Annotated in this window: 27 protein-coding genes; 13 read left to right on the forward strand and 14 right to left on the reverse strand. The window is 44.5% G+C overall.

The genetic code is table 11. The features are described from left to right. Positions 1-3 precede the first annotated feature (3 nt). A complete protein-coding gene (gene mscY, locus QF06_RS03750) occupies positions 4-1119 on the forward strand; it encodes a small-conductance mechanosensitive channel protein MscY (RefSeq protein ID WP_015383218.1) in 1116 nt (371 codons plus the stop codon). Positions 1120-1188: 69 nt separating this feature from the next. Then, positions 1189-1932: a sirtuin NAD-dependent deacetylase gene (srtN, locus tag QF06_RS03755; protein ID WP_014476294.1), complete on the forward strand. Its 744-nt coding sequence runs from the start codon at positions 1189-1191 to the stop codon at positions 1930-1932. A gap of 23 nt (positions 1933-1955) precedes the next feature. Here srtN and QF06_RS03760 read toward each other — a convergent pair whose 3' ends face one another. Continuing rightward, the gene (locus QF06_RS03760; protein WP_041851028.1) at positions 1956-2804 is read right to left on the reverse strand and encodes a polysaccharide deacetylase family protein; all 849 of its coding nucleotides are present in this window, start codon (positions 2802-2804) and stop codon (positions 1956-1958) included. A 284-nt stretch (positions 2805-3088) separates the two neighbouring features. Between QF06_RS03760 and dat the strand changes: the two genes are divergently transcribed. Beyond that, on the forward strand, positions 3089-3937 hold the full coding sequence (gene dat / locus QF06_RS03765) for a D-amino-acid transaminase (RefSeq protein WP_017695386.1): 849 nt from the start codon (positions 3089-3091) through the stop codon (positions 3935-3937). A 42-nt stretch (positions 3938-3979) separates the two neighbouring features. Here the strand turns inward: dat and nhaC are convergent, their stop codons facing one another. Both nhaC and QF06_RS03775 read right to left on the reverse strand, forming a co-directional pair. Beyond that, positions 3980-5341 carry a Na+/H+ antiporter NhaC gene (gene nhaC / locus QF06_RS03770; protein WP_029317547.1) on the reverse strand — a complete coding sequence of 454 codons (1362 nt, stop codon included), beginning with the start codon at positions 5339-5341 and terminating at the stop codon, positions 3980-3982. 126 nt (positions 5342-5467) lie between these two features. Further along, positions 5468-5968: a universal stress protein gene (locus QF06_RS03775; RefSeq protein ID WP_041851027.1), complete on the reverse strand. Its 501-nt coding sequence runs from the start codon at positions 5966-5968 to the stop codon at positions 5468-5470. A gap of 163 nt (positions 5969-6131) precedes the next feature. Here QF06_RS03775 and QF06_RS20940 point away from each other — a divergent pair, with 163 nt between their 5' ends. From QF06_RS20940 to bmrD, 3 genes are all read left to right on the forward strand, one after another. After that, complete coding sequence (locus QF06_RS20940) at positions 6132-6293, forward strand: hypothetical protein (protein WP_010886461.1); 162 nt, start codon at positions 6132-6134, stop codon at positions 6291-6293. Between the two features lie 119 nt (positions 6294-6412). Beyond that, on the forward strand, positions 6413-8170 hold the full coding sequence (bmrC, locus tag QF06_RS03780; protein ID WP_041851026.1) for a multidrug ABC transporter ATP-binding protein BmrC: 1758 nt from the start codon (positions 6413-6415) through the stop codon (positions 8168-8170). Beyond that, on the forward strand, positions 8167-10188 hold the full coding sequence (gene bmrD, locus QF06_RS03785; protein ID WP_041851025.1) for a multidrug resistance ABC transporter ATP-binding protein/permease BmrD: 2022 nt from the start codon (positions 8167-8169) through the stop codon (positions 10186-10188). Before bmrC ends, bmrD begins: the two co-directional genes overlap by 4 nt. 48 nt (positions 10189-10236) lie before the next feature. Here bmrD and QF06_RS03790 read toward each other — a convergent pair whose 3' ends face one another. From QF06_RS03790 to spaC, 6 genes are all read right to left on the reverse strand, one after another. After that, positions 10237-10857: an SDR family oxidoreductase gene (locus QF06_RS03790; RefSeq protein WP_041851024.1), complete on the reverse strand. Its 621-nt coding sequence runs from the start codon at positions 10855-10857 to the stop codon at positions 10237-10239. A gap of 38 nt (positions 10858-10895) precedes the next feature. Next, positions 10896-11021, reverse strand: coding sequence for a hypothetical protein (locus QF06_RS20945; RefSeq protein WP_080332596.1), 126 nt, complete (start codon positions 11019-11021; stop codon positions 10896-10898). Positions 11022-11125: 104 nt separating this feature from the next. Beyond that, the gene (gene sspB / locus QF06_RS03795) at positions 11126-11329 is read right to left on the reverse strand and encodes a beta type acid-soluble spore protein SspB (protein WP_003233287.1); all 204 of its coding nucleotides are present in this window, start codon (positions 11327-11329) and stop codon (positions 11126-11128) included. Positions 11330-11537: 208 nt separating this feature from the next. Beyond that, on the reverse strand, positions 11538-11756 hold the full coding sequence (locus QF06_RS03800; protein WP_010886462.1) for a YheE family protein: 219 nt from the start codon (positions 11754-11756) through the stop codon (positions 11538-11540). Between the two features lie 149 nt (positions 11757-11905). Next, positions 11906-13267 (reverse strand): spore coat associated protein YheD, encoded by a 1362-nt coding sequence (gene yheD, locus QF06_RS03805; RefSeq protein WP_015715592.1) that lies wholly within the window; start codon positions 13265-13267, stop codon positions 11906-11908. Beyond that, a complete protein-coding gene (spaC, locus tag QF06_RS03810; RefSeq protein WP_015715593.1) occupies positions 13257-14348 on the reverse strand; it encodes a spore coat associated protein SpaC in 1092 nt (363 codons plus the stop codon). The genes yheD and spaC overlap by 11 nt, the downstream gene beginning before the upstream one ends. A 266-nt stretch (positions 14349-14614) precedes the next feature. On the opposite strand from spaC, the gene QF06_RS03815 reads away from it, so the two are divergent. Together QF06_RS03815 and QF06_RS03820 are read left to right on the forward strand one after the other, a co-directional pair. After that, positions 14615-15748, forward strand: a complete 1134-nt coding sequence (locus tag QF06_RS03815; RefSeq protein ID WP_003233281.1) for a DUF445 domain-containing protein — start codon at positions 14615-14617, stop codon at positions 15746-15748. A 92-nt stretch (positions 15749-15840) separates the two neighbouring features. Continuing rightward, a complete protein-coding gene (locus QF06_RS03820; RefSeq protein WP_003224239.1) occupies positions 15841-16194 on the forward strand; it encodes a YlbF/YmcA family competence regulator in 354 nt (117 codons plus the stop codon). A gap of 43 nt (positions 16195-16237) precedes the next feature. On the opposite strand, the gene QF06_RS03825 is transcribed toward QF06_RS03820, so the two are convergent. Continuing rightward, positions 16238-17311, reverse strand: a complete 1074-nt coding sequence (locus QF06_RS03825; RefSeq protein ID WP_041851023.1) for a DNA alkylation repair protein — start codon at positions 17309-17311, stop codon at positions 16238-16240. Between the two features lie 485 nt (positions 17312-17796). Here QF06_RS03825 and QF06_RS03830 point away from each other — a divergent pair, with 485 nt between their 5' ends. Then, entirely contained in the window at positions 17797-18663 is an 867-nt protein-coding gene (locus QF06_RS03830) for a Cof-type HAD-IIB family hydrolase (RefSeq protein ID WP_003233277.1), read from the forward strand. A gap of 111 nt (positions 18664-18774) precedes the next feature. Further along, entirely contained in the window at positions 18775-20280 is a 1506-nt protein-coding gene (locus QF06_RS03835; protein WP_014479327.1) for a coproporphyrinogen III oxidase, read from the forward strand. 17 nt (positions 20281-20297) lie between these two features. On the opposite strand, the gene khtU is transcribed toward QF06_RS03835, so the two are convergent. From khtU to khtS, 3 genes are all read right to left on the reverse strand, one after another. Continuing rightward, positions 20298-21515, reverse strand: a complete 1218-nt coding sequence (gene khtU / locus QF06_RS03840; RefSeq protein WP_038428703.1) for a K(+)/H(+) antiporter subunit KhtU — start codon at positions 21513-21515, stop codon at positions 20298-20300. A gap of 6 nt (positions 21516-21521) precedes the next feature. Further along, positions 21522-22019: a K(+)/H(+) antiporter subunit KhtT gene (gene khtT / locus QF06_RS03845; RefSeq protein ID WP_003233269.1), complete on the reverse strand. Its 498-nt coding sequence runs from the start codon at positions 22017-22019 to the stop codon at positions 21522-21524. A 63-nt stretch (positions 22020-22082) separates the two neighbouring features. Further along, a complete protein-coding gene (gene khtS / locus QF06_RS03850) occupies positions 22083-22421 on the reverse strand; it encodes a K(+)/H(+) antiporter modulator KhtS (protein ID WP_010886463.1) in 339 nt (112 codons plus the stop codon). 163 nt (positions 22422-22584) lie between these two features. On the opposite strand from khtS, the gene QF06_RS03855 reads away from it, so the two are divergent. Beyond that, positions 22585-23352 carry an enoyl-CoA hydratase gene (locus tag QF06_RS03855; RefSeq protein WP_003245167.1) on the forward strand — a complete coding sequence of 256 codons (768 nt, stop codon included), beginning with the start codon at positions 22585-22587 and terminating at the stop codon, positions 23350-23352. 20 nt (positions 23353-23372) lie between these two features. Here the strand turns inward: QF06_RS03855 and QF06_RS03860 are convergent, their stop codons facing one another. Then, on the reverse strand, positions 23373-23558 hold the full coding sequence (locus QF06_RS03860; RefSeq protein WP_003233264.1) for a YhzD family protein: 186 nt from the start codon (positions 23556-23558) through the stop codon (positions 23373-23375). Between the two features lie 126 nt (positions 23559-23684). Here QF06_RS03860 and QF06_RS03865 point away from each other — a divergent pair, with 126 nt between their 5' ends. Beyond that, positions 23685-24581 (forward strand): ABC transporter ATP-binding protein, encoded by an 897-nt coding sequence (locus QF06_RS03865; RefSeq protein WP_015715597.1) that lies wholly within the window; start codon positions 23685-23687, stop codon positions 24579-24581. Next, entirely contained in the window at positions 24574-25833 is a 1260-nt protein-coding gene (locus QF06_RS03870) for an ABC transporter permease (RefSeq protein ID WP_003244912.1), read from the forward strand. Before QF06_RS03865 ends, QF06_RS03870 begins: the two co-directional genes overlap by 8 nt. Positions 25834-25904: the final 71 nt, after the last annotated feature.

Consider the following 25904-nt stretch of genomic DNA (forward strand, 5'->3'; position numbering starts at 1 on the left):
GTCATGCCGGATTATCTGCAGCAGTATTTTACGCTTGATATCATCATTCAAATCGGCATCAGCTTGGCGATTTTGCTGGTGTTTCTTATACTTAGAAAATTATTCACAAGATATTTCTTTAACCTGCTTTTTAATTTGACAAACCGGCCGAAAACAGAAATTTTTAAACAGGTGGTTCTGGCGTTTGATAAACCGGCCAGATGGTTTTTTGTTGCCCTTGGGCTGTTTTTAGCGATCCGGTATTCACCGTTTTTAGATGAGCAAATGCCGGTCATCAGCAAAATATACCGCTCACTGATTGTGGCGCTCTTGTGCTGGGGTCTTTGTAATTTGACCGCAACATCGTCGTTTATCTTCCATAAGGTGAATCAGCGCTTTGAGCTTGACATGGATGACATTCTGGCCCCGTTTTTATCCAAATTGCTCCGTTTTGTGATCATTGCGCTCAGTGTCAGTGTGATCGCTCAGGAATTCAATTATGATGTCAACGGATTTGTAGCGGGCCTAGGTCTTGGCGGGCTGGCTTTTGCGCTTGCCGCGAAGGATACCATCAGCAACTTCTTCGGCGGTATTATTATTATTACTGAAAAGCCGTTTACAATTGGTGACTGGGTGGAGACGTCGACAGTAACAGGATCAGTCGAGGATATTACCTTTAGGAGCACGAGATTCAGAACAGCACAGGGGGCGCTTGTAACGGTGCCGAACTCTACGCTGTCGATGGAAGCGATCACGAACTGGACAAGAATGACCAAACGCCAGATTACGTTTTCCATCCATGTGTCCTACGCTACGCCGATTGAGAATCTTGAACGCTCCATTCATTCTCTCAGAACAATGCTCTTAGAGCATGAGGGCGTTGATAATGAAACAATCATGGTCAACTTCGATACGTTTGCCGACAGCTACTACAATTTATTTTTTAACTTCTATACAAAAACGACAGTTTGGGCTGAAAACCTTAATATTAGAGAGGATATCAACTATAAAATTATTGAGATTTTAGGTGCAGAAGGTGTCCAGTTTGCATATCCCGGCCAAATGGTTGTTGTCAAGCAAAAGCACGAAAGCGACCCATTCCAGGTGAATCTAAATAAAGAGGAAAAGGAACGGGCTTAAAAGAGAGACTTCGTCTGACAGAGGCGGAGTCTTTTTCATGGTAAAATAAGAGAAAAAGGCGGTGTTGAGTTGGAAGCATTCAAAAGTATTCTACATGAAGCACAGCGAATTGTTGTGCTGACCGGAGCGGGAATGAGCACAGAATCAGGGATTCCCGACTTTCGTTCAGCAGGGGGCATTTGGACGGAAGATGCCTCAAGAATGGAAGCGATGAGCCTTGATTATTTTTTAAGTCATCCGCGTCTGTTTTGGCCCAAATTCAAAGAATTGTTCCAGATGAAAATGAGCGGCAGCTTTGAACCGAATGAAGGACACTTGCTTTTAGCTGAGCTGGAGAAGCAAGGGAAGCAGGTCGATATTTTCACGCAAAACATTGACGGTCTTCATAAAAAAGCGGGGAGCAGGCATGTATACGAACTGCATGGTTCTATCCAGACAGCAGCTTGTCCGGCATGCGGCGCCCGATATGATCTTCCCCATTTGCTGGAGCGGGAGGTGCCGGAGTGCACGGCGGCCGGAAACAATGGGGACATTTGCGGAACGGTATTAAAAACCGATGTTGTTCTCTTTGGCGACGCCGTCATGCACTTTGACACCCTTTATGAAAAGCTGGATCAAGCAGATCTTTTATTGGTTATCGGCACGTCTCTCGAAGTGGCTCCGGCTAGATTTGTGCCTGAGGATGCAAGTCTGATTCCCGGCATGAAGAAAGTCATCATAAACCTTGAACCAACGTATTGTGACAGCTTGTTTGACATGGTCATCCATCAAAAAATCGGCGAGTTTGCCCGAAGTTTGGGCATAAAAAAGTGAGCCGCCTTATGCGCCTCACTTTTTTATTCATGAACAGGAACCATTGTGTCCTCTAACACTCCGAAGGAATAGCCTTTTTCTTTTAATTTATTGATTAGTACCGGCAGCGCGTTTACGGTAGCGGGAAGATCATGCATGAGAATCACATTCGGGAGGCCTGAAGAGCTGTGTTCCATATTTTCAAGCTGCTCTAACACGGCCGTCACATACTTTGAATTTCGGTATTTCCAGTCCATGCTGTCAATCGTCCAATCCCAGTATACAAAACCGTCTTTCTCAAGATTGCGGATTTGTGAGGGGGTTAGTGACGGTTTGCTTCCGTAGGGCGTTCTGACAAGAGCGGTTTTATATCCTGTAATGTCCTGCAGCGTGTCACGCGCCTGCTGCATTTCTTTTAGCGGAGATGTCGGTGTTTGATAGAACAATCTGTTATTGTGGGTAACGCCATGTAAACCGAGTGCGTGGCCTTCCTTTTCTGCTCTTTTCACAGCTTGTTTGAATTCGTTCATCCGCGGTGACAGCATAAAAAACGTCGCTTTTACATCAGCGCTTTTCAGCACATCGAGCAAGCGGTTTGTAAAGGCTGACGGGCCGTCATCGAAGGTTAAGTAAACCGTTTTATCTCCCATGTCCTGCTTTGTCTGCAGATGTTTTATCAGCAGATCGGGGGAGTCGTTTTTCAGCTTAAGGCTTTCCTTCTCATCTCGAAGCTGTCCGTTAGTTGTGACAGTGACTTCCTTTGCTTTCGTTGAACTGTTAGAATAACCCAAAATCACCATAAGCAAAAGCAGCACACATAAAACTGCTAAACTTGCAAATTTAAAAGCAAGCGAAACTGCAGAAGGAGAAGCCTCTCCTCTCGTTTGTCGCATAACAATCTCTCCATTGGCATAAAATCTCTACATAATGCTGTACAGCAGGCAGCTTATGAAGATGCCTTATGTTTACAACCTATGTATTACCAGTCAAGTATACAGGAATAAAACTGGAAAGCACATAGAAAATTTGTCGAAATGTCAGATTTTAAGGAAAAAATAAACTCCTTTCCGCTATAGATCTCTTGATCTTTCTGTTTTTCAGCTTGTCCAATATGGTAGAATTAGTGATAATGACAGCTTGAATGACATCAGGGACATCTCGAAAAGGGAGGGCTTTTATGAAGGTTTTAGTCAATGGCCGGCTGATTGGGCGCAGTGAAGCATCAATCGATTTGGAAGATCGCGGTTATCAGTTTGGTGACGGCATCTATGAAGTGATCAGGGTGTACAAAGGAGTATTGTTCGGCTTACGTGAGCATGCAGAGCGTTTTTTCAGAAGTGCTGCTGAAATCGGAATTTCACTGCCATTCAGTATAGAAGATCTCGAGTGGGACCTGCAAAAGCTTGTACAGGAAAATGCGGTCAGTGAGGGAGCGGTATACATTCAGACAACAAGAGGTGTGGCCCCGCGAAAACACCAGTATGAAGCCGGCCTCGAGCCGCAGACTACTGCTTATACGTTTACGGTGAAAAAACCGGAGCAAGAGCAGGCATACGGAGTGGCGGCCATTACAGATGAGGATCTTCGCTGGTTAAGATGTGATATCAAAAGTCTGAATTTACTGTATAATGTCATGACGAAGCAAAGGGCCTATGAAGCGGGAGCATTTGAAGCCATTTTACTTAGGGACGGCGTTGTTACGGAGGGTACATCCTCTAACGTTTATGCCGTTATCAACGGCACGGTGCGAACACATCCGGCTAATCGGCTCATTCTCAATGGAATTACACGGATGAATATTTTAGGACTGATTGAGAAGAATGGGATCAAACTGGATGAGACTCCTGTCAGTGAAGAAGAGTTGAAACAGGCGGAAGAGATCTTTATTTCGTCAACGACGGCAGAAATTATTCCGGTCGTGACGCTCGATGGACAATCGGTCGGAAGCGGGAAACCCGGACCGGTGACCAAACAGCTTCAGGCTGCTTTTCAAGAAAGCATTCAACAGGCTGCTAGCATTTCATAAATGAACGAAGAAAAGAGCCCGCTTTTTACAGCGGGGCTCTTTTTATTTTTTAACAAATCCAATCAAAATGGAGATCATCGGCGATATATAGAGGAAGAACGTAAACGGGATGTAGTCTATGACTGGAACACCAAGTGCGCTCGCCATAAATGCGCCGCTGACGCCCCAAGGAATCAATGGGTTAATTAATGTTCCGCCGTCCTCTAATGATCTTGTCAGAAATTTTCGCTGGATGTTTCGTTTGTCATATAAAGATTTAAATGATTGTCCCGGTATTAATATCGATAAATACTGTTCGCCCGTTGCCAAGTTGACGCCGATGCTTGAGCAGACAGTTGCTGCAACAAGACGGCCTTTTGAGCGGATGCCTTTCATGACGCCTTCCAATAGTGCAGAAATCAATCCGATTTTCTCCATCAATCCGCCGAGTGCAAAAGCAATCATAATGAGAGAGACAGAGCCCATCATGGATTGCAGTCCGCCTCTGTTGATAATTTTAGCGGCTGCCTCATTGTCAGTTTCGAAAGTTGTGCCATTTTGCAAAGCTGTCATAAACGCCTGCAGGCTGCTGTCGGGTACAAAAATAGCAGTCAAAATTCCCGAGGAAATAATTCCGGCAGTCAGAACGGGGATTACTGATACCCGTTTCATTGCCAGCAAAACGACTAAGAGCGGAGAAAGAAGGGCCCACGGTGTCACGTTTGCAGCATCTTTTATTCCGGTTATGACCTGCTGAATATTATCGGTTGAAGCAGCGTCCGCTGACACTGATGAACCGAGAAAGTAAAACAGAACGACAGTGATGAGCAAAGCTGGAATGGTTGTGCCCATCATATGGCGAATGTGTTCAAAGATTGGTATTTCGCCTATTCCGGCTGCAAAGTTGGTTGTGTCCGACATCGGCGACATTTTATCCCCAAAACAAGCGCCGCATATGACTGCGCCTGCTGTCCATTCAAGCGGAACGCCAGCCGCGCTCGCTACGCCGATCAGCGCTACCCCGATTGTGCTTACAGTTGTCAGGCTTGAGCCAACAAGTGTGCTGATGATCATACATGAAAACAAAGCAGTCAACAGAAGATGGCTTGGTTCAATAAAGGATAGGGCATAAACTGTCACAGTCGGTATGGCGCCACTGTACATCCAGGCGCCGATTAAGATGCCGATCAGCGCTAGAACGATAATCGGCTGTACGCCGTTTTTGATCCCGTCTACAATCCCTTTTTCAATGCTCTTCCAGGGAAATCCAAACCATAAAGCTGCTGCTGAAAGCATGACAACACTTAAAAACAGCGGGATATGAGGTTCTACATGAAGCAAGAATAAGCAAGAAATAATAATGCATAACATGAATATAAATAAACCGACGGCTAACGGAAACGTCAGCTTTTTTTGAGAATCCAAAATAACACCCCATATTTATCTTTAATGCTTTTGTGCTTTTGGGCACGAAAGCATTATAACAGAAAAAAACGAAAATCTATGTTTTTTCACAATTATGAATATAAAAGAAGTGAGCACAGGGCGTGCTCACTTTACAATCAGGACGGGTATATCCGATTTCGCTGAAAGCTTTTCACTTACACTTCCGAATATTAGCTTTTTCAGCCTGTTTTGGTCTCTGCTTCCGGTTACGATCAGATCGGCAGAAATGCGGTTTGCATGCTCGATAATTGATTCAGCCGGATCGCCTTCTAATATATCGATATCTCCATCTGCCTGCTGTTCATTCAGCATCATTCTGGCTTCGGCGATGACTTCTTCCGTACGGTCTTCATAGATCATTGGCTCAGGTGATGTTACATCCGATATCAGCGGATCAGGAACACTTGTCATGCCTCCGCTGATATAGCTTGCCTCAGCTGCGGGTCTGGGCGGGTCGATGACGGTCTGATTGTCTTTCATATCATGTGAATGGGCGACGGTAATAGCGGCATTTACGGTTTTAGCAAGATCAATGGCTGTCTGAAGCGCTTTCTTACTATTTTCACTTCCGTCAAACGCAACGATGATACGGTCAGCATGGAACATCCTTCTCACCCTTTCAAAGCGTCTTACAACACTACTACCCGAATTTGAGCACAATTAACCTTTTCCTATTCAAGTAATGATTGACAATAAAAGGTTTTGTTTATATGATGATAAAAAGATGAAATCAGAATGGAAGGAGGGTTTGCTATGCCAAGGAATTTGCGTGTTTATCAAACAGTTTCATATTGGCGCGGCAAACCTTTTGTTCTGTTTTCGTGAACGGTTTTTTAGGTCGGACCGCGCGCTGAAAAGCGCTGTGCGTAACATATCGGTTAAAAAAGGCATGGAGCTGACGCTTCATGCCTTTTTTATATACAAAATCTAAGGAAAGACAGGTGTATGGGATGTGAAGACAAATACAGAGGCGAGAGCTGTTCGTGCCAAACTGGATAAAAAAAGCTGCAAGGAAAAAATAGAAGGCGGCTGATAAGGAGATGGGGATAGATGTTTTCAGTTTTGAAAAAGCTTGGCTGGTTTTTTAAGGCGTACTGGCTGCGCTATACGATTGCGATTGTCCTTTTATTAGCAGTCAATGTCATTGAAATGTTTCCGCCTAAGCTCTTGGGGAACGCCATAGATGATATGAAAGCAGGGGCATTTACTGCGGAAGGGCTGCTGTTTTATATCGGTATCTTTTTTATGCTGACGGCGGCCGTGTATATCATGTCTTATTTTTGGATGCATCAGCTGTTTGGCGGAGCGAATCTGATGGAGAAAATTCTTCGTACGAAGCTGATGGGGCATTTGCTGACTATGTCGCCGCCGTTTTATGAAAAAAACCGGACAGGCGATTTAATGGCACGAGGGACAAATGATCTTCAGGCCGTCAGTTTAACGACAGGATTTGGCATCTTGACGTTAGTCGATTCTACGATGTTTATGATGACGATCTTTTTGACAATGGGGTTTTTGATCAGCTGGAAGCTGACCTTTGCCGCCATTATCCCGCTTCCAGTCATGGCGATTGCAATCAGTCTATATGGAAGTAAAATTCATGAGCGGTTTACTGAGGCCCAAAACGCGTTCGGGGCGCTGAATGACAGAGTGCTGGAATCTGTTTCAGGCGTGCGGGTGATTCGCGCGTATGTTCAGGAAACAAACGATGTTCGCCGGTTTAATGAAATGACCGCTGATGTTTATCAGAAAAATATGAAAGTGGCTTTTATTGATTCACTGTTTGAGCCGACGGTGAAACTGCTTGTCGGCGCAAGCTATCTGATTGGGCTCGGCTACGGAGCGTTTCTTGTATTCCGGAACGAGCTGACGCTTGGAGAGTTAGTGTCCTTTAACGTTTATCTCGGCATGATGATTTGGCCGATGTTTGCAATCGGTGAACTCATTAACGTGATGCAGCGCGGCAATGCGTCATTAGACCGGGTAAATGAAACTCTTTCTTATGAATCGGATGTGACAGATCCAAAACAGCCCGCTGATCTTAAAGAGCCTGGAGATATCGTTTTCAGTCATGTCAGCTTTACATATCCAAGCTCAACAAGTGACAATCTTCAGGATATTTCATTTACGGTGCGAAAAGGGCAGACTGTCGGGATTGCAGGTAAAACCGGGAGCGGAAAAACGACAATTATTAAGCAGCTTTTGCGCCAGTATCCTCCAGGTGAAGGGAGCATTACATTTTCAGGTGTACCGATTCAGCAAATCCCTCTTGACCGTCTCCGCGGATGGATCGGATATGTGCCTCAGGATCATTTACTGTTTTCACGGACTGTAAAAGAAAATATTTTATACGGAAAACAGGATGCAACTGATAAAGAGGTTCAGCAAGCCATTGCCGAAGCACATTTTGAAAAAGATTTGCACATGCTTCCGTCCGGTCTGGAGACAATGGTCGGTGAAAAAGGCGTGGCACTGTCAGGCGGGCAGAAACAAAGAATTTCGATCGCGAGAGCACTCATGGCGAATCCGGAAATCTTGATTCTGGATGATTCACTTTCCGCTGTAGATGCCAAAACAGAGGCTGCAATTATCAAGAACATCAGAGAAAACCGCAAAGGAAAAACGACATTTATTTTGACACACCGATTATCCGCGGTAGAGCACGCTGACCTGATCCTTGTGATGGACGGCGGCGTCATTGCTGAGAGAGGCACGCATCAAGAACTGCTGGCCAATAATGGGTGGTACCGGGAACAATATGAAAGACAGCAGCTGTTCACTGCGGAAGAAGGGGGAGCAGGGGCATGAAAATAGGAAAAACGTTATGGAGATACGCACTTCTTTATCGAAAATTGCTGATCACAGCCGTCCTTTTGCTAACTGTTGCCGTCGGTGCAGAACTGACTGGGCCCTTTATTGGCAAAAAAATGATAGACGACCATATCCTCGGCATTGAGAAAACATGGTATGAAGCTGCGGAAAAAGATAAAAATGCCGTTCAGTTTCACGGCGTCTCATATGTCAGAGAGGACCGCTTGCAGGAGCCTGTTTCAAAAGCAAAAGAAGCGCATATTTATCAAGTGGGAATGGCGTTCTATTTTGTTGATCAGGCTGTCAGCTTCGACGGGAATAGAACGGTTTCTGACGGGAAGCTGACGATCACAAACGGAGACAAGAGCCGGGCATATGCTGCCGAAAAGCTGACTAAGCAGGAACTTTTCCAGTTCTATCAGCCGGAAATAAAGGGAATGGTGTTACTGATCTGCCTGTATGGGGGCTTGCTTGTGTTTTCGGTATTCTTTCAATACGGACAGCATTATCTGCTGCAGATGAGCGCCAATCGGATTATTCAAAAGATGAGGCAGGACGTGTTTTCGCACATACAGAAAATGCCGATTCGCTATTTTGACAACCTTCCGGCCGGAAAAGTCGTTGCGCGGATTACCAATGATACGGAGGCTATTAGGGATTTATATGTCACAGTGCTTTCAACATTTGTGACAAGCGGAATCTATATGTTCGGGATATTCACGGCTTTGTTTCTGCTTGATGTGAAGCTTGCGTTTGTATGTCTGGCAATTGTGCCGATTATCTGGCTGTGGTCGGTCATATACCGGAGATATGCGTCATATTACAACCAAAAAATCCGCTCGATCAACAGTGACATTAACGCAAAAATGAATGAGTCAATTCAAGGCATGACCATTATTCAGGCTTTCCGCCATCAAAAGGAAACAATGAGAGAATTTGAGGAATTAAATGAATCACATTTTTATTTCCAAAACAGGATGCTGAATTTAAACTCCTTAATGTCCCATAATCTGGTCAATGTCATCCGCAATCTTGCGTTCGTCTGTCTGATCTGGCATTTTGGCGGTGCGAGCCTGAATGCGGCGGGGATTGTTTCTATCGGTGTGCTGTACGCGTTTGTCGATTATTTGAACCGGTTATTTCAGCCGATCACAGGCATCGTCAATCAGTTTTCAAAGCTGGAGCTTGCAAGGGTCTCCGCCGGGCGTGTTTTTGAACTGCTTGAAGAAAAGAATACGGAAGAAGCGGGTGAACCGGCGAAGGAGCGCGCGCTGGGGCGGGTTGAATTTCGTGATGTGTCATTTGCGTATCAAGAAGGTAAAGAGGTATTAAAGCATATTTCCTTTACTGCGCAAAAAGGCGAAACCGTAGCGCTCGTCGGCCATACCGGATCAGGAAAAAGCTCGATTTTGAATCTTCTGTTTCGTTTTTATGATGCGCAAAAAGGTGATGTCTTAATTGATGGAAAAAGCATTTACAACATGTCAAGACAGGAACTCAGATCCCATATGGGTATTGTGCTTCAGGACCCGTACTTATTCTCGGGCACAATCGGATCTAACGTAAGTCTGGATGACGAAAGAATGACTGAAGAAGAAATAAAAAATGCACTGCGGCAAGTCGGTGCTGAGCCTCTTCTTAAGAAGCTTCCGAAGGGCATTAATGAGCCCGTGATTGAAAAAGGCAGCACGCTATCCTCTGGAGAGCGGCAGTTAATTTCTTTCGCTAGAGCTTTGGCGTTTGATCCCGCGATCTTGATTTTAGATGAGGCAACGGCGCATATTGATACAGAGACAGAGGCCGTGATCCAGAAGGCGCTTGATGTCGTCAAACAAGGACGCACCACCTTCGTCATCGCTCACCGGCTTTCAACAATCAGAAATGCTGATCAGATTTTGGTTCTTGATAAAGGAGAAATTGTTGAGAGAGGGAACCACGAGGAACTGATGGCATTAGAAGGCCAATATTATCAAATGTATGAACTGCAAAAGGGACAGAAACATTCCATTGCATAACGCTCAAAAACCCAAAACAATCGTGTTTTGGGTTTTTGGTTTATGTAGTCAATAAGCCAGTCCGACACGGTTTCCGACATACTCACCTGTAACGAGCTCACGATATAAAAAGTCCGCAGTATCGCCGACCGAAATGCTTGTGCCGCCCTCAGGCAAAACGTTACGCTCCGTACGATAAACGCCGGTTGCTGTTCCGTCCGGGAGGTAAGTGGGGCAGATGATTGTCCAGTCTAATGATGATTGTTTAAGCATTTCGTATACTTTTGCATGCTCCTTGGCTGCGCGGGTCTGCTTTCGTTTCGATTCATTTGTTTCAAACCGGTATTTTCCCGGTTCATATCGGGAATCTAGGATCCCTGCGGTGCCGATCGTAATAAGCCGTTTGATATGCTGTTCCTCCATAGCGGAGAGAATGTGTGCCATAGCAGTTGACAAGGTATCATCACCATCTGTGCCTAGACAGCTGATCACGATTTCAGCATTCTCCATTATTTTTTTCACATCATCTAAGCGGCGGGCGTTCCCCATGACGGTTCTGTCTTTTGAAAGGGGAAGATCAGCATGTTGAGATCTGATCAGAGCGAAAATATCAAATCTTTCATCTGCTGCAGCTTGTGTTAAAAAGGCTTGTCCGACGCGGCCGCTGGCTCCTAATAAAGCGATTTTCATCAAAAAACCTCCTCGCCTTTTATTATAAAAGGATGTTCTCAGTTTGAACAGCGCGGGAAAGAATACCTGTAAAAATAAACAGAACGATGGGAAACATATTCATGAATCATGGATACACTTACGAATTGAACCAGCTCCCAATTCACAATGGTGATGAATGACACCCCGATTCCCTCCCTTTTTTTCTAGGATATGTGGAGCAGGAAAAAAGGGTGACAAAATAAAGAGAGCGCGGAAACCGCGCCCTCTATAGCCATATATTGAATTGTTATTGAACTCTGCCGCCCATTTGCTGCTGAGCGAAAGATACTAAACGTTTTGTGATTTCTCCTCCGACAGAACCGTTAGCGCGAGAAGTTGTGTCCGCTCCAAGGTTAACGCCGAATTCAGAAGCGATTTCAAGTTTCATTTGATCGATAGCCTGAGCTGCGCCAGGAACTAGTAAGTCATTTGAAGAGTTTTGGTTAGCCATGTGTAAAATCTCCTTTTTATTTAGTATGGTTGGGTTAACTGGAGTTGCACCAATCTGTGAACCCTTCTCGGGTGTCACTGCCGCCTCGGCGTAACCCAATGCTTTGCCGGCTTGTTACTACGTATTATGTTAAAATGGCCGGAAAATCATGCGGAGAATTGTGTGGTAAATCTTGAGAAATAAAAAAAGCTTAGCCGTTTAGGCTAAGCTAGTCATAAATATGAAAAAGCATCAGTTCATGTATCTCGTTTGTAAGAGCAGGCTCGTCAGCGCGGGCGGGAAACAAGTCTCCCCATTCAATCTCACCGCTCTTATGATAGATGCCTTCATAATGGGTCCCTTTATAATAAAATGAAATTTTCCATCCGGGCAGCTTTTCTTTTGGGAACAAAGGTTTCCAGCTGAAATGAGAAATCATTACGGCCACGCTCCTTACATTTGGTATCAATTGACCTAAATAAAAACGGCTTATGTTCATTGTATCATTGTTTCAGAACATCATTGAAGAGGCCTAAATATGCAGTTTGTCCCAGCTTTGGATAAAGATAAGCCCGCTTTATTAAAAAAGCGGACAGGTTACGAAGGCCACAATGCTTCAGGAGATATGATTGCCTTCTCAGATAAATATGACGCGTATTCAAAGCTTCTTCGTTTTGTAAGAGAATCAACATGATGCAAATTTGGATGAGAAAAAATGCTTCGGCCCGGGCGCGAATTCGCTTCAAACATCCATACTTTACCGTTCTGATCAATGCCAAAATCGAAACCGATCTCCCCGATAAACCCCTCGATATGATCATGAAGGACATGGCTTGCCGTCAGTGCCGCTGCAGAAAGCTTTTTAATGACCTCAACTCTTTCAGCGGGATCATCGTATACTTCCGCAAGTGTCTTTACAGTGCCGCCGTTAGAAAGATGTGTTGTAATGCTGTTCTTTCCGGAAATTTTTACGGCGATTGCTGTCACTGTCCATTTTCCTTTTCTGTTTTTATTGGTATGGACACGGAAATCCGCTGGTTTGCCTTGAAATTCGATGAGATCAACACCTTGCTGAATGAGAAAGTCGGACGGGTTGTGATGTTTTTGAAATTCTGCAAGGAATGAGGCGGCATCGGAATAATCAATTGATGTAAAAGTTTTGGCGTCATTCGTATGCTTTACCGTCAGGCCGCCATCTGTTCTTGTCAGCTGATAAATGCCGGTGCCGAGTGCTCCATTTGCCGGTTTGATATAGACTTTTTTGTATGCGCCACAGAGCTCATCTATCAGCTCCACAGACGGTGTCAGCTCGGATCTAGGCAAAAAGGGTGCCGTTCTTGGATCTTTTTCGAGCAATTGATGAACGTTCCATTTATTGAAAAACGTTTTATTAAACCATGGGATCTGATATTCATCGATCAGCCTCTTTTTTGTATGTTGCAAGAGAAGTGAATCTTCAATTTTTCGGTTCGGCAAACGGTCATAAACGACGTTCGGCAATGGAACGATTTTTTTCTCCCAGCCGTTTTCCCTGTAAAGGAGGCCTTCAATCGTGCCTTCCTCCCAATTGATTTGGTGCGCGCCAAAAACGAAGCAGTAGCCCCCGGCTTGCTCGTGTAACGTGACAAGCTTAGAAAAAAAGAGGGAACGATCCTTAAATGGGCGTTCAAGAGATACAGTAAACCCTGCCGTAAAGATGCCGACTAACGGCCCGATATGCACTGTATGATCATGAATCAGTATATCTGCCCTGCTTCGGTGGGGAAGCAAAAGCTCATGAAACAGATTTTCAGAGAGAAGCACGGTTTGTTCCAGATGCCGTCTGTAAGCAACGTGGCATCTGACAACCTTCGTTCCGAATGCAGCATGCAAAAGTCCGTCTTGCTTCAGCGAAGAGGGCAGAAACAGGGTGTTTTCACTGGTTTTGTCTATGCCGATCAAAAACCGTTTAGGATTCACGCGGAAGAACTCCTTTCTGGCTTTGCTCAGAAAACAGATATTGGCAGCGCTTTAGGGGACAAGTGTACAGCTGTTCTTTTTGCTCGGGAGAGACACGCAGGATTGACTTTCTGCCTGGTTTGGAATTGATATCTAAAATCCAAATTCTCCCGTCCTTAGCAAGACATATATCAAGACCGAGTTCAAACAACGGCCCATAGCGCTCGTCAAGATAATACGGAACCGATTGGGTAATCGAAAACACATCATCTAGTAAGACCACTTGCTGTTTTTTCGGTATATCTTCAAACCAGGAGTCAAATGTCAGCGCATCAGATCCGCCTGACAAATTGGCCAGCAGCCCGTGTTTATATCCGCGTCTTACTGCCTTTCCGACTGTATTCCATTCACATGCTTCGTTTTTTTCCATAAACAGACGAATATCACAAGGGTATTGTTCCTTATCTTGAATGTTTAAGTAAGGCTGAAGCAAATATTGATGCTGAAGCACTTTTTTGCACCATGTTTTAAAAGAAGTCTGGTTGGAAAACGTTTTTGTCTGCTTATCCTTTCCGATGTGATAAGTAGCAGTGATGTTTTTCTTGCCCAGCTTCAAAAGAATCACGCCTCTGCCTCCCGCGCCAAATGCCGGTTTAAGGATGCAGGCTTTTTCTTTGGATAAAAAGGAGTGAATTTGTTCGTAGCGGCTCACCTTTATCGTTTCGGGAATATAGGGATTGATTACAGAGTGCTGCTGCAAATCGTGAAGGACGGTCCACTTATCGGGAAGACCCCGCCCGATAAATTCCGTTTTCGGATATTTTTTGAGCCACTCAACGATTGGTTTTGCTTTTTGGGAATGTGAATCCTTGCCGTAAAAACAGCGATCATAAATATAATCTGGAATCGCCATTTCAGTTTCGTTCCATGTGCTGCTGGCCGAATGATAGACCGATGCTTTGACACGCAAAGTGTCAGGTGAAATATCAAATGGTGTAAACCGGATGAAACGTATGCCGAATTCGGGTGCTCTTTTGGCCAGTTCTGCGGAATAATCCGCTTCATGCTGGCGGGATAAGGACATAAAACCGAGTGTTATCATGGTGAGACTCCCCCTTTTATTCAAAAGCTGCCGGCGGGTGTCCGCAGCTTTACACTAAATACATGTAAGACGAACGCAGCTGACGGTATTCTACTTTACAGAATACGATTCTCCACCTTGCCCTATTCCAAAAGAACAAGCTGATTTTCTAAGAACAGGAATTTGTCTCCTCGTTTGCTAAGTGATTGCATGAGCCTCTATAATACGTATAGGTACATAATCTATATGAAAAAAGTTGAAGCACAGATGGAGGAAGATGAATAGGAATGGGTATTGCAGGAACCTTTATTTTTATGATCGTGATCGGCGCTGCTATTGGAGCGGTGACCAATCATTTAGCAATTCAAATGCTGTTTAGGCCGTATAAAGCGTACTATTTGTTTGGGAAGCGAGTTCCTTTTACGCCCGGGCTGATTCCGAGACGGCGAGATGAACTTGCAAAACAAATGGGACTGATGGTAGTCAATCATCTCTTAACCCCTGAAGGCATTAAAAAGCGGCTCGTCTCCGATGCAGCCAAAACGCAGGCTCTTCGAGTGGGGGAACAGCTGATTCAAAAGCTGTCACTTTCTGAAGTGACAGTAAAAGAAGCGCTTGAAAAAGCCGGGATGAAGCGCCCAGAAAAAGCTGCTGATGCATGGATCAGCAGCTGGACCGATGATAAGCTGAATGAGCTTTTCCGCCAATACGGGGACCAATCGTTAAAAGAGCTGGTGCCTATAGAGGTGCAGGAAAAGCTTGAGGAAAAAATTCCGATGATTTCAGGATATATATTGTCACGGAGTGTCAGTTATTTTGAAAGTGATGAAGGAAAAATCCGTCTTGGCAATATGATTGATGACTTTTTAAAAGAGCGCGGCATGCTTGGAAGCATGGTGCAAATGTTTCTTGGCAATTCAAGCCTTGCGGATCGCGTGCTGCCGGAGCTGCTGAAATTCTTGCGCAATGAGGAAACAAATAAATTGCTTTCTGATCTCTTAAAAAACGAATGGGGCAAGCTGAGGGAGTATACGTTTAATGAAGCAGATGAAAAATGGAATGCAAAGGCGCTCATTTTCAGTTTGAAACGAAGAGTGCTGCAAGCATTTTCGACTGCCCCTTTCTTCGACAATACGATTGGCACGCTTACCGTCCGCTATGAATCTGAGCTGACCCAGCAAATGCTGCCGGCACTGTTAGACAAATTGCTTGAAGGGATTTCGTCCAACCTTGAAAGTGTCTTAAAACGGTTGCGTCTTGAGGAAATCGTCAAGGAGCAGGTGGATCAGTTCCCGGTGGAGCGTCTTGAAGAAATGGTGCTGTCCATTTCAAAAAAAGAATTTAAAATGATTACCTATTTGGGGGGCCTTCTCGGCGGAATTATAGGCGCGATTCAAGCATTGTTTGTCATCCTTTTTTAAGAAGAAATGGGTTTTGATTAATGAAAGGAGCTCCATAGTCTGTTATAGTGGAGTGGTATGTCAAACGGCAATGATGAAAGGAGCTATTTACAATGGCTGTTAATTTTTATGATGTAGCGTATGATCTGGAAAATGCATTACGCGGGAGCGAAGAGTTCACCCGTTTAAAAAACCTTTACGACGAAGTTAACGCAGATGAATCAGCGAAGCGCATGTTCGAAAACTTCCGTGATGTACAGCTTAGACTCCAGCAAAAACAAATGGCAGGAGAAGAGATTACACAAGAAGAAGTGACGCAGGCTCAAAAAACAGTTGCGCTTGTACAGCAGCACGAAAAAATTTCTCAGCTGATGGAAGCGGAGCAGCGCATGAGCATGCTGATTGGTGAATTGAACAAAATCATTATGAAGCCTTTAGAAGAGCTTTACGGCAGTGTTGAAGGCTAATAAGCAAAATCCCTTCTTGGATAAGAAGGGATTTTTTATTCACTCAGCAAACTTGGAAATCCAATGAATCTTTTACCTCTCCATTGATGATGACTGATAATGTATGAATTCCTTTGTAATGCTTTCTGGTGGTTAAATCCTTAAAGGATTGGATTCTTGTGTATGATTTCGTTTCGTTTTTTCGTATATTTGTTTCTGTTATTTTAAATACTTTCTGATGACGCTGGCCTCTTGCTTTTACAAAATCAATTGCGTACTCAATTCTTACTTTTTGATCCCTGTCTGAATGAATATAGAAAGAAAATTCAAGGCTTTCGCCAATAACTATACGTTTGGGCTGGCATGTTAAATCATGTAGTTGTATCGAATCAGCATTTTCATAACCAAAAAGCGCTAAGGCCTGTTTATCACCCTTTTTTAATAAGGTCCGATAGGCGTGTTTGATAATCCAGTCTGTATGGGGATGTGTTCCGTACCATTGATCTGCGACTTTACTCAGTAAATGAGGATGCGTTTTTGATATATCATTAAGGTTGTTGGCCACGCTTTTCCTTACATATAAGGACTCGTCCTGCATCAGCTTCTCAAGGATCGGCAATACGGGGGAAGGGTCCGATTTCAAAGCCGGTATCGATTTTCCCCATGGCAGGCGGGGCCTGCTGCCTTCGCTTGCAAGTCTTCTCACGTGTTCATTTTTATGCTCAGACCATGCAAGCAATTGTGCAATCATCTTTTCTTGATCTAACAGCAAAAAAGGCCTTACAGCAAATTCTGAGGTCGAATATTGCGTAAAGTATTCCAATGCCTTTATTGATTCTTCCCAATGCGCTAACCCGTACTGTTCCACATAATCTGGAAATAAAATTCCGCTGAGTCCTTTAAAATGAGGGGCTGTATCCCGTAAAATTGTGAGCGCTTCAACGTATTGTTTTGGCAAAGTTTCGTATAAAGAAACTGTCACGCGGCGCATCCGCTCTTTTAAAGTGAGTTCAGGCCAGTCCTCCAGCCGTAATATATCCAAGAATCTGTTTTTGTTAAAATCAGGATAGGATGACCTTACATGATGGATCAACTGAGATATCAGTTCTTCATTATATATTTCTTTTAAATCAGCCATATAAACACCGCTTTTTCGTTTATTATTTATATTGTATGGGAATGTACGTTCTGGATCAAGTGTATAGTCCTAAAAATTAACAACTGATCCTACCACGGATATACAAAAGTTGGTTACTTTTTTTAGTTAAAAAAACCCTTGTCATCGGAAAGGAAAACTGAGATAATAACATTGAAAGCGCCTACACTTACCTATTTCAAATGGATACGGTCGCATATCATGCCGTTATATAGAGGGGATAAGCAACAGAGAGTAAGTGTTCGGAGCGCATCATTGGTCAAACAAGGGGTTCCTTATACATGATTTTTCGTAAATCGAAATAACGATATTAGGGAGAATGGCTGCTTCGATCGTATCCTATCAACAAGCCATACATAAAGTCTGCTGAGCCAGGCTTTTTTTGCTTTAAGAAAAGGTTGTTCTAAACACAGAGACAGGGTCATATCCTATACACAAGTACAGTCATCAAGGAGGGGGACATCTCTGTGTCAAAACAATTGCTTGCCTTAAATATAGATGGAGCGCTGCTTCGGTCGAACGGGAAGATTCATCAGGCAACGAAAGACGCGATTGAATATGTAAAGAAAAAAGGGATTTACGTCACACTTGTGACCAACCGTCATTTTCGCTCAGCACAGAAAATAGCGAAATCGCTAAAGCTTGATGCCAAGCTGATCACCCATAGCGGGGCATATATCGCTGAGAAAATTGACGCCCCGTTTTTTGAAAAAAGAATTTCTGATGATCATACCTTTAACATTGTTCAAGTGCTGGAGAGTTATCAATGTAATATTCGGCTTCTTCACGAAAAGTATTCCATCGGAAACAAGAAAAAGGTGAATTCGAATTTATTGGGGAAAGCACTCATTCATCCGTCTGACCCGATCTTTTATCCAGTCCAGTTCGTTGAATCATTAAGCGATCTCCTCATGGATGAGCCGGTGAGTGCACCCGTCATCGAGGTGTACACGGAGCACGACATTCAGCATGACATTACAGAAACGATTACAAAAGCCTTCCCTGCGGTGGACGTGATTCGCGTAAACGATGAGAAGCTGAATATCGTCCCGAAAGGTGTCTCGAAGGAAGCGGGTTTGGCCCTCGTCGCTTCAGAGCTGGGCCTGAGTATGGATGATGTCGTGGCCATTGGGCATCAGTATGACGATCTGCCGATGATCGAACTTGCCGGTCTTGGGGTAGCGATGGGGAATGCCGTTCCGGAAATTAAGAGAAAGGCAGATTGGGTTACAAGGTCCAATGACGAGCAAGGTGTCGCTTATATGATGAAGGAATATTTCCGAATGCAGCAGCGAAAAGGATTTCTTGATAAGTTCCACATGAAACGTGTGTAAATAAGCCGCTCGCGCCCTGACAGGTGCGGCGGCTTTTTTGCCGGATTGATTTTAGCAGTTTATTTCTGTACACTAAAGAAAGTTTTGAATCTGATAAATTAGGTGATGAAGTTGCAAATTAAAATAGAAGGCATACATGATGACCGCCTGCATCGGCCTCTGCAAAATATTGCAAATTTGTTTTATGAAGAGTGCGAGCTTGCGTATGGCGGAGAGGAGCCCGCAGATTTTGTCATTTCTTTAGCGTTGTCACAAACGGATGAGCATGTGACGGTTTCGGGAGAAGTGAAGGGAACTGGCATAAAGGAACAGCATACAAAATTCTTTTCTCCCGGCATGAATGAAAAAGAAGCTTTTAAGCAAGTGAAAAACACAATTTCTTATGTGTATCTCAATCTTCTTCAGGCGCATACGGGCATTACGCAGAAGTGGGGAATCCTCACAGGAATCCGGCCCACAAAGCTGCTTCATAAAAAACTGCAAAGCGGAATGTCCAAGGAGCAAGCGCATGCTGAGTTGAAAAAAGACTATTTAATTCATGATGAAAAAATCATGCTAATGCAGGAAATTGTTGACCGTCAGCTGGCGGCAGTTCCGGATTTGTACCGAGTAAAGGATGAAGTCAGCATTTATATCGGCATTCCGTTCTGCCCGACAAAATGCGCGTATTGCACATTCCCTGCGTACGCTATCCAAGGACAGGCGGGCAGAGTCGGCTCATTCCTATGGGGACTGCATTACGAAATGCAGAAGATTGGTGAATGGCTGAAGGAGCATGATGTTAAGGTTACAACCATTTACTTTGGCGGCGGGACGCCGACAAGCATTACAGCGGAGGAGATGGATCTGCTGTATGAAGAAATGGTCCGCTCCTTCCCGGATGTGAAAAACATTCGTGAGATTACGGTGGAGGCCGGTCGTCCTGACACGATTACAGAAGAAAAACTCGCCGTTTTAAACAAATATGACATTGATCGGATCAGCATCAATCCGCAATCCTACGAAAACGAAACGCTAAAGGCGATCGGGCGGCACCATACGGTTGAAGAGACCATTGAGAAATATCATCTGTCACGCCAGCACGGCATGAATAATATTAACATGGACTTGATTATTGGTTTGCCTGGGGAAGGCGTGAAGGAGTTTAGGCACAGTCTTTCAGAAACAGAAAAACTGATGCCGGAATCCCTTACCGTTCATACTCTTTCATTTAAACGGGCGTCAGAAATGACGAGAAACAAGCATAAGTACAAAGTTGCCGGCAGGGAAGAGGTTTCTCAAATGATGGAAGACGCGGTAGCCTGGACGAAAGAGCATGGGTACGTGCCTTATTATTTATACCGCCAGAAAAACATTCTTGGAAACCTTGAAAACGTCGGATACTCTTTGCCGGGACAAGAAAGCATCTACAACATTATGATTATGGAAGAGGTGCAGACGATTATTGGCATCGGCTGCGGCGCTGCTAGTAAATTTATTGATCGGGATACAGGGAAAATCACGCATTTTGCGAATCCGAAAGATCCGAAATCGTACAATGAGCGCTTCGAGCACTACACGGACGAAAAAATCAAATATTTAGAGCAGATTTTTGAGAAGACGACAAAGCAGCACTGATCACAGTGCTGCTTTTTTTATCCCTGTTTTTTTGCGGGCTGAACCTCAGGCTTCCATTTAAATACCTTGTTCAGCAAGCGGTAAATTCGTTTTGATTCCTTTGTTACAAGCGGTCCTAAAATCGCCAGAATGAGGACATATAATGCGGCAAACGGCTTTAATGTGGCCGACAGTCCGCCGGCTATTCCGAGATTCGCAACGATAATCGAAAATTCTCCCCGCGATACGATCGTCAGCCCGATATTCGATGAAGCCTTATGAGAAAGCCCTGCGCGTCGTCCTGCCACCATTCCGGCGATAAAATTTCCCAGAATGGTCAAAATCACTGCACCCAACGCAAGCCAAACCGCTTCACCAAGCGAAAACGGATCGATACTGAGGCCGAAGCTGAAAAAGAACATCGCACCGAAGAAGTCGCGAAACGGAACAACGAGGTGTTCAATCCTATCGGAATGCTCTGTTTCTGAAAAGACCAAACCGAGCAGCAGCGCGCCGATTGCTTCTGCTACATGAATCGTCTCTGAAAACCCGGCGATAAAAAAGAGTGCTGCGAAAATGACGATAATAAACACTTCGTTTGAGCGAATGTCCAACAGTTTGTTCAACAGCGGCGGGAGTTTTCTTGCTGCGATAAAAAACAGCAGCATATAACCGAAGGCGATCAAAATGGACAAGAGTGCACTCCCTACGGATGTCGCATCACCTAGTACAAGGCCGGAAACAACGGACAGATATACGGCAAGGAAAATATCTTCAAACATGATGATGCCGAGAATCAATTCGGTTTCCGGATTGGCAGTTCTTTTTAAATCAACGAGCACTTTTGCGACAATCGCACTTGATGAGATTGTGATGACGCCTGCGAGGATGAGGACTTCCAGAAAGGAAAATCCGGTGATAAACCCGTAAAGCAGTCCGAGGCTGAAGTTAATCAAAATATAAATCGTCCCGCCGACCGCGATTGATTTTCCTGATTTGATTAACTTCCCGACAGAGAATTCGAGTCCGAGATAGAAGAGGAGGAACAGTACGCCCATTCGCCCGAAAAACTCGATGATTTCACTGCTTTGAATAAATGTTAGATCAATAATCCCCATTTTCGGCGCGTGCGGTCCAACAAGCATTCCCAGCACAATCAGAAACGGAATAATCGAAAATTTAATTTTATTGGCGATCACACTGGCGATTGCCACAAGGACAAGTGCAGTTCCGACTTCAAATACAAGATGGTCCATCGGGGCTCACACGCCCTCTCCAGAAAGAAAATCGTGAATCAGTTTCTTCAGATGCTTTCTCTCACCTGAGAGGACAAGGGTGTCATTTTCTTCAATAATCGAATCCGCTCCGGGATTTAGGAGCTTTTCCTGGTTGTGTTTGATAATGGCAATCACAGTGACATCGTAATTCTGGCGGACATCAAGCTCTCCGAGTGTGCGCCCGATCGATTTGGCGCCTTTTTCGACCTTAAACCATTCAATAATAAGATCGCTGAAGGCCATTTCGATGGACTCCAGAGCTTGCGGTTTATAGACCATGCCTCCAAGAATAGCTGCAATTTGCCTTGCTTCAGAATCATCCAATGAAATATTTGAAAGAAGCTCATCCGGGTCCCGGTCATTAAACCGGTAAATTTCCCTTCTTCCGTCATCATGAATGATAATCGTCATTTTTTCGTGGCTTCTTGTTTCGATTTCAAACTTTTTGCCGATGCCCGGCAGATCGTTTTCTTTAATATTCAATGAAAATCCCTCCGAATGTAGTGTTGGCAGTATGGGGTGAGTTACAAATAAAACTTGAGCAAATTATATTCGGAGGTAGTTAGACTGGTATTTGACAGGGACGGCCAAAGCCTTTTCCAGCCTGTTTATCAGCGGTTCGTCAAGTGGTTTGACAGAGAGCTGCCTGACAGACTGCGCCAGCGGGCTGTACTCTTTGATCAGCTCAGCCGGGTGCATGCTGCCCGGCGATGGCGTTTTTGCCGATTGTGTTTCCTGCGGATATGAAGACATAGGCACATAGCTGTCAGTGCTTGCTTCAAACTGGGAAGGCAGAACCACGTCCGAAGGGGGAAAGTACACCATAAATAAACTTAACAGAAAACTGATCAGCAATTTATCCATGTTCCTTTCCTCCCTTCTCATCAAGATATCCCTTCTTTTTCACTATATAAAACTTTATGTTTCCATTCAAACAATATGCATTTTTCAGTATCTATTGACCTTGAAAAATAAAAAGGTTTATTTGGGGATGGCGGGGAATGTATAGGAGAAAGAAAAAGTAAGCGCATACATGGAGGTGCTTTTAATGGAGTTTGTTCAATATGCATGTAATGGGGCCGTTGCAGAGATTATCCTGAATCGGCCTGATGCCCATCACGCCCTGAATGAACAGATGCTGTCTGAATTGAAGGAGGCAGTCGAAATGGCGGCTGCAAGCGAGGCGCTCATCGTTCTCCTGAGAGGAAGCGGGAAAGGCTTTTCGGCCGGCGGTGATATCAGGATGATGACGTCAGAGCATGACCCTGACCAATTTAAACGGCTGATGGATACGATTGAGGCTGTCACCCTGAATTTATATCAGATGAAGAAAGTGACAATTGCAGCCATTCATGGTGCTGCTGCGGGACTGGGCCTGAGTTTGGCGCTTTGTGCGGACATTGTGCTCGCTGAAAAAAACGCCGTTCTCGCGATGAATTTTATCGGCATTGGGCTAGTTCCGGACGGCGGAGGACATTATTTGCTGAAGAAAAGAATCGGTGAAGCAAAAGCGAAAAAACTGATTTGGAGCGGAAAAAAACTATCTGCCTCGGAAGCTGCCGATATGGGGCTTCTTGATGGGACATTTGCCGGAGACCCTGCCGAAGGCGCAAGACCCATTATCGAAACCCTGTTGGCCTCCCCTCTTTTGGCGATGATCGAAACGAAAGGTATTTTTCAAAGCCTCCAAATTGAAGAACTGAAAAAAGTGCTATCCCTTGAGCGCAGCGCCCAAGAGAGAATGAGAAGGACCAAGGATCACCAAGAAGGAATCCGTGCCTTTTTAGAAAAACGGGAGCCGAAGTTTCAAGCGTAACAGATCAGCCGGAAAGCTGATCATCTGTGAAACAAAATCAGCTTTCCGGCTGCATTGACTAAACGATGAGTATGACTATGAAGCTCTTTTTCTTTTAAGAGGGCTTCACCATGCGTTTTTGCCGCTTCTTCATGTTCTGCCTCGAATTGCTCGTTTACCAGCGTGTTCCCCGAAGGATCAAATACGGTAAGGAAATAATCAGCCATCAGGTTTCTCCTCCATTTTAAGGTTTATCAGTCTTTCTTCATTTATATTCTAAAAAGGAAATCAAAATCCTTTATTATGCTTTATCCAAAATTAGTATATAATGGGTCAGGGAAGGAGGAGATTCAGTGCTTACAATTGATCACGTAACGAAGACATTTGGAGATTATAAAGCCGTTGACGGATTGGACTTAGATATTCCGGAACAGCAAATGTTCGGTCTATTAGGCGCAAACGGAGCGGGAAAAACAACGACGTTTCGCATGATCCTAGGATTATTAAGCATTACGGAGGGCTCAATCAGGTGGAAGGGCCGTCCTGTGAATTATCATATCAGCAACAAAATCGGTTATTTGCCGGAAGAGCGGGGCCTTTATCCGAAAATGAAGGTAAGGGATCAGCTCGTCTATCTTGCCAGATTAAAAGGGATGGAGAAGCGGGAGGCTGTAAAAGAGCTCGGTACATGGCTTGAACGCTTCAATATAACAGATTACGAGAATAAGAAGGTGGAAGAGCTTTCAAAGGGGAATCAGCAGAAAATCCAATTTATTTCAGCAGTTTTGCATAAGCCTGAGCTCCTGATTCTTGATGAACCTTTCAGCGGCCTGGACCCTGTCAATGTTGAGCTGCTAAAAGAGGCTGTGATCTCGCTGAAAAACAGCGGCGTTTCTATTTTATTTTCAAGCCATCGGATGGAACATGTGGAGGAGCTTTGTGAGAACCTTTGCATATTGCAGAAAGGAAAACCGGTTGTACAAGGCAAGCTGAAGGAGATCAAGCGTTCTTTCGGTAAAAAGAATGTTACCATTCACTCCGATGACGATCTGCGCTTTTTGCAGTCCCATGAAGGCATTCTTCAATGGAAGGAAACGGCAGACGGCGTCAAGCTGCAGATTGCCAATGAAGACATTTCTCAAGAGATTTTTGCTATGCTCCAAGGAAAAGGGTTTATCAGAAAGTTTGAGCTTGAAGAGCCGTCACTGCATGATATTTTTATAGAAAAGGTGGGGGCCGTCTATGAATAAATTTTGGATCATGCTTTCTCATACATACAAAAATAAGATTATGGCAAAATCCTTTATTATTTCGACTGTCATCACGGTGCTGCTTGTTTTAGTTGTAACGAATCTGGAGTCGATCATTTCTTTGTTTCAAGGTGACGATGCGAAAGAAAAAATCGCCGTTGTTGATGAAACAAACGAATTATATCCGGTTTTTTCTAAGCAGCTGAAAGCGGTGGATACTGACGGCGATCTTGATGTGAAGCTGTCGAAGCAATCGGAGGATGAGGTCACAAAGCAAGTCAAAGATGAATCACTCGATGGCATGCTCATCATCAAACGAGATGAAAAAGGGACCATTTCAGGAACATATAAAGCGTTAACGATTTCTGATGAAAGCACGTATCAAACGCTGCAGCAGGCGCTGACGCAAACCAAAACAGCTGTCGGAACAGCGGAGCTCGGCGTGTCGCAGGAAACGATTAGCAGCCTTTATGCGCCCGTTACTGTGGGGCAGAAGGCGCTGAAAGAAGGGGCAAAGTCTGAGGAAGAGCTTGGCCAGACGGTAGGGCTTGTTTACATTATGCTGTTCGTCATTTATTTTTCGGTGATTATGTATGCCAGCATGATAGCGATGGAGGTCGCTACAGAAAAATCTTCGCGAGTTATGGAAATCCTGATCTCAAGTATGCCGCCGATCCAGCAAATGTTTGCAAAGCTGCTTGGTATTGGGCTTGTCGGGATCACACAGCTTGCTATTATTATAGGAGCCGGCTCTCTGTCGCTTAAGCTGAACCAAAAGAGCGAAACGGCTTCATCTGTCGGCGGATTCCTTAATTTGACCGACGTATCTGCAACCACTGTCATCTATGCTGTCATTTTCTTTTTGCTCGGATACTTTTTGTACGCGACACTTGCCGCGTTTCTTGGCAGTGTCGTCAGCAGAATAGAGGACGTGCAGCAAACGATCACGCCGATGACGCTTTTGGTTGTCGCCGGTTTTATGATCGCGATGTTCGGTTTGAATGCGCCTGACGCAGGATTTATTACGGTAACTTCGTTTATTCCGTTCTTTACGCCAATGATTATGTTCCTGCGCGTCGGCATGCTTGATATTCCGTTCTGGCAGGCGGCTGTCGGAATCGGAATCACACTGCTCACCATTGTCATACTGGCCGTTATCGGCGCCAGAATTTATAAAGGCGGTGTATTAATTTACGGCAATTCAAGCGCGTTCAAAGCGATCAAACAAGCGCTACGTTTAGCGAAAAACTGATTGGAAAACAGCCTGGGGATTCTCAGGCTGTTTCTTTTTTGACAGAACGTGCATTCGCAAGAATTCGGTGC

The sequence above is a fragment of the Bacillus sp. YP1 genome (genome assembly GCF_000877815.1).
In the GTDB taxonomy this organism is placed as follows: Bacteria; Bacillota; Bacilli; order Bacillales; family Bacillaceae; genus Bacillus; species Bacillus subtilis.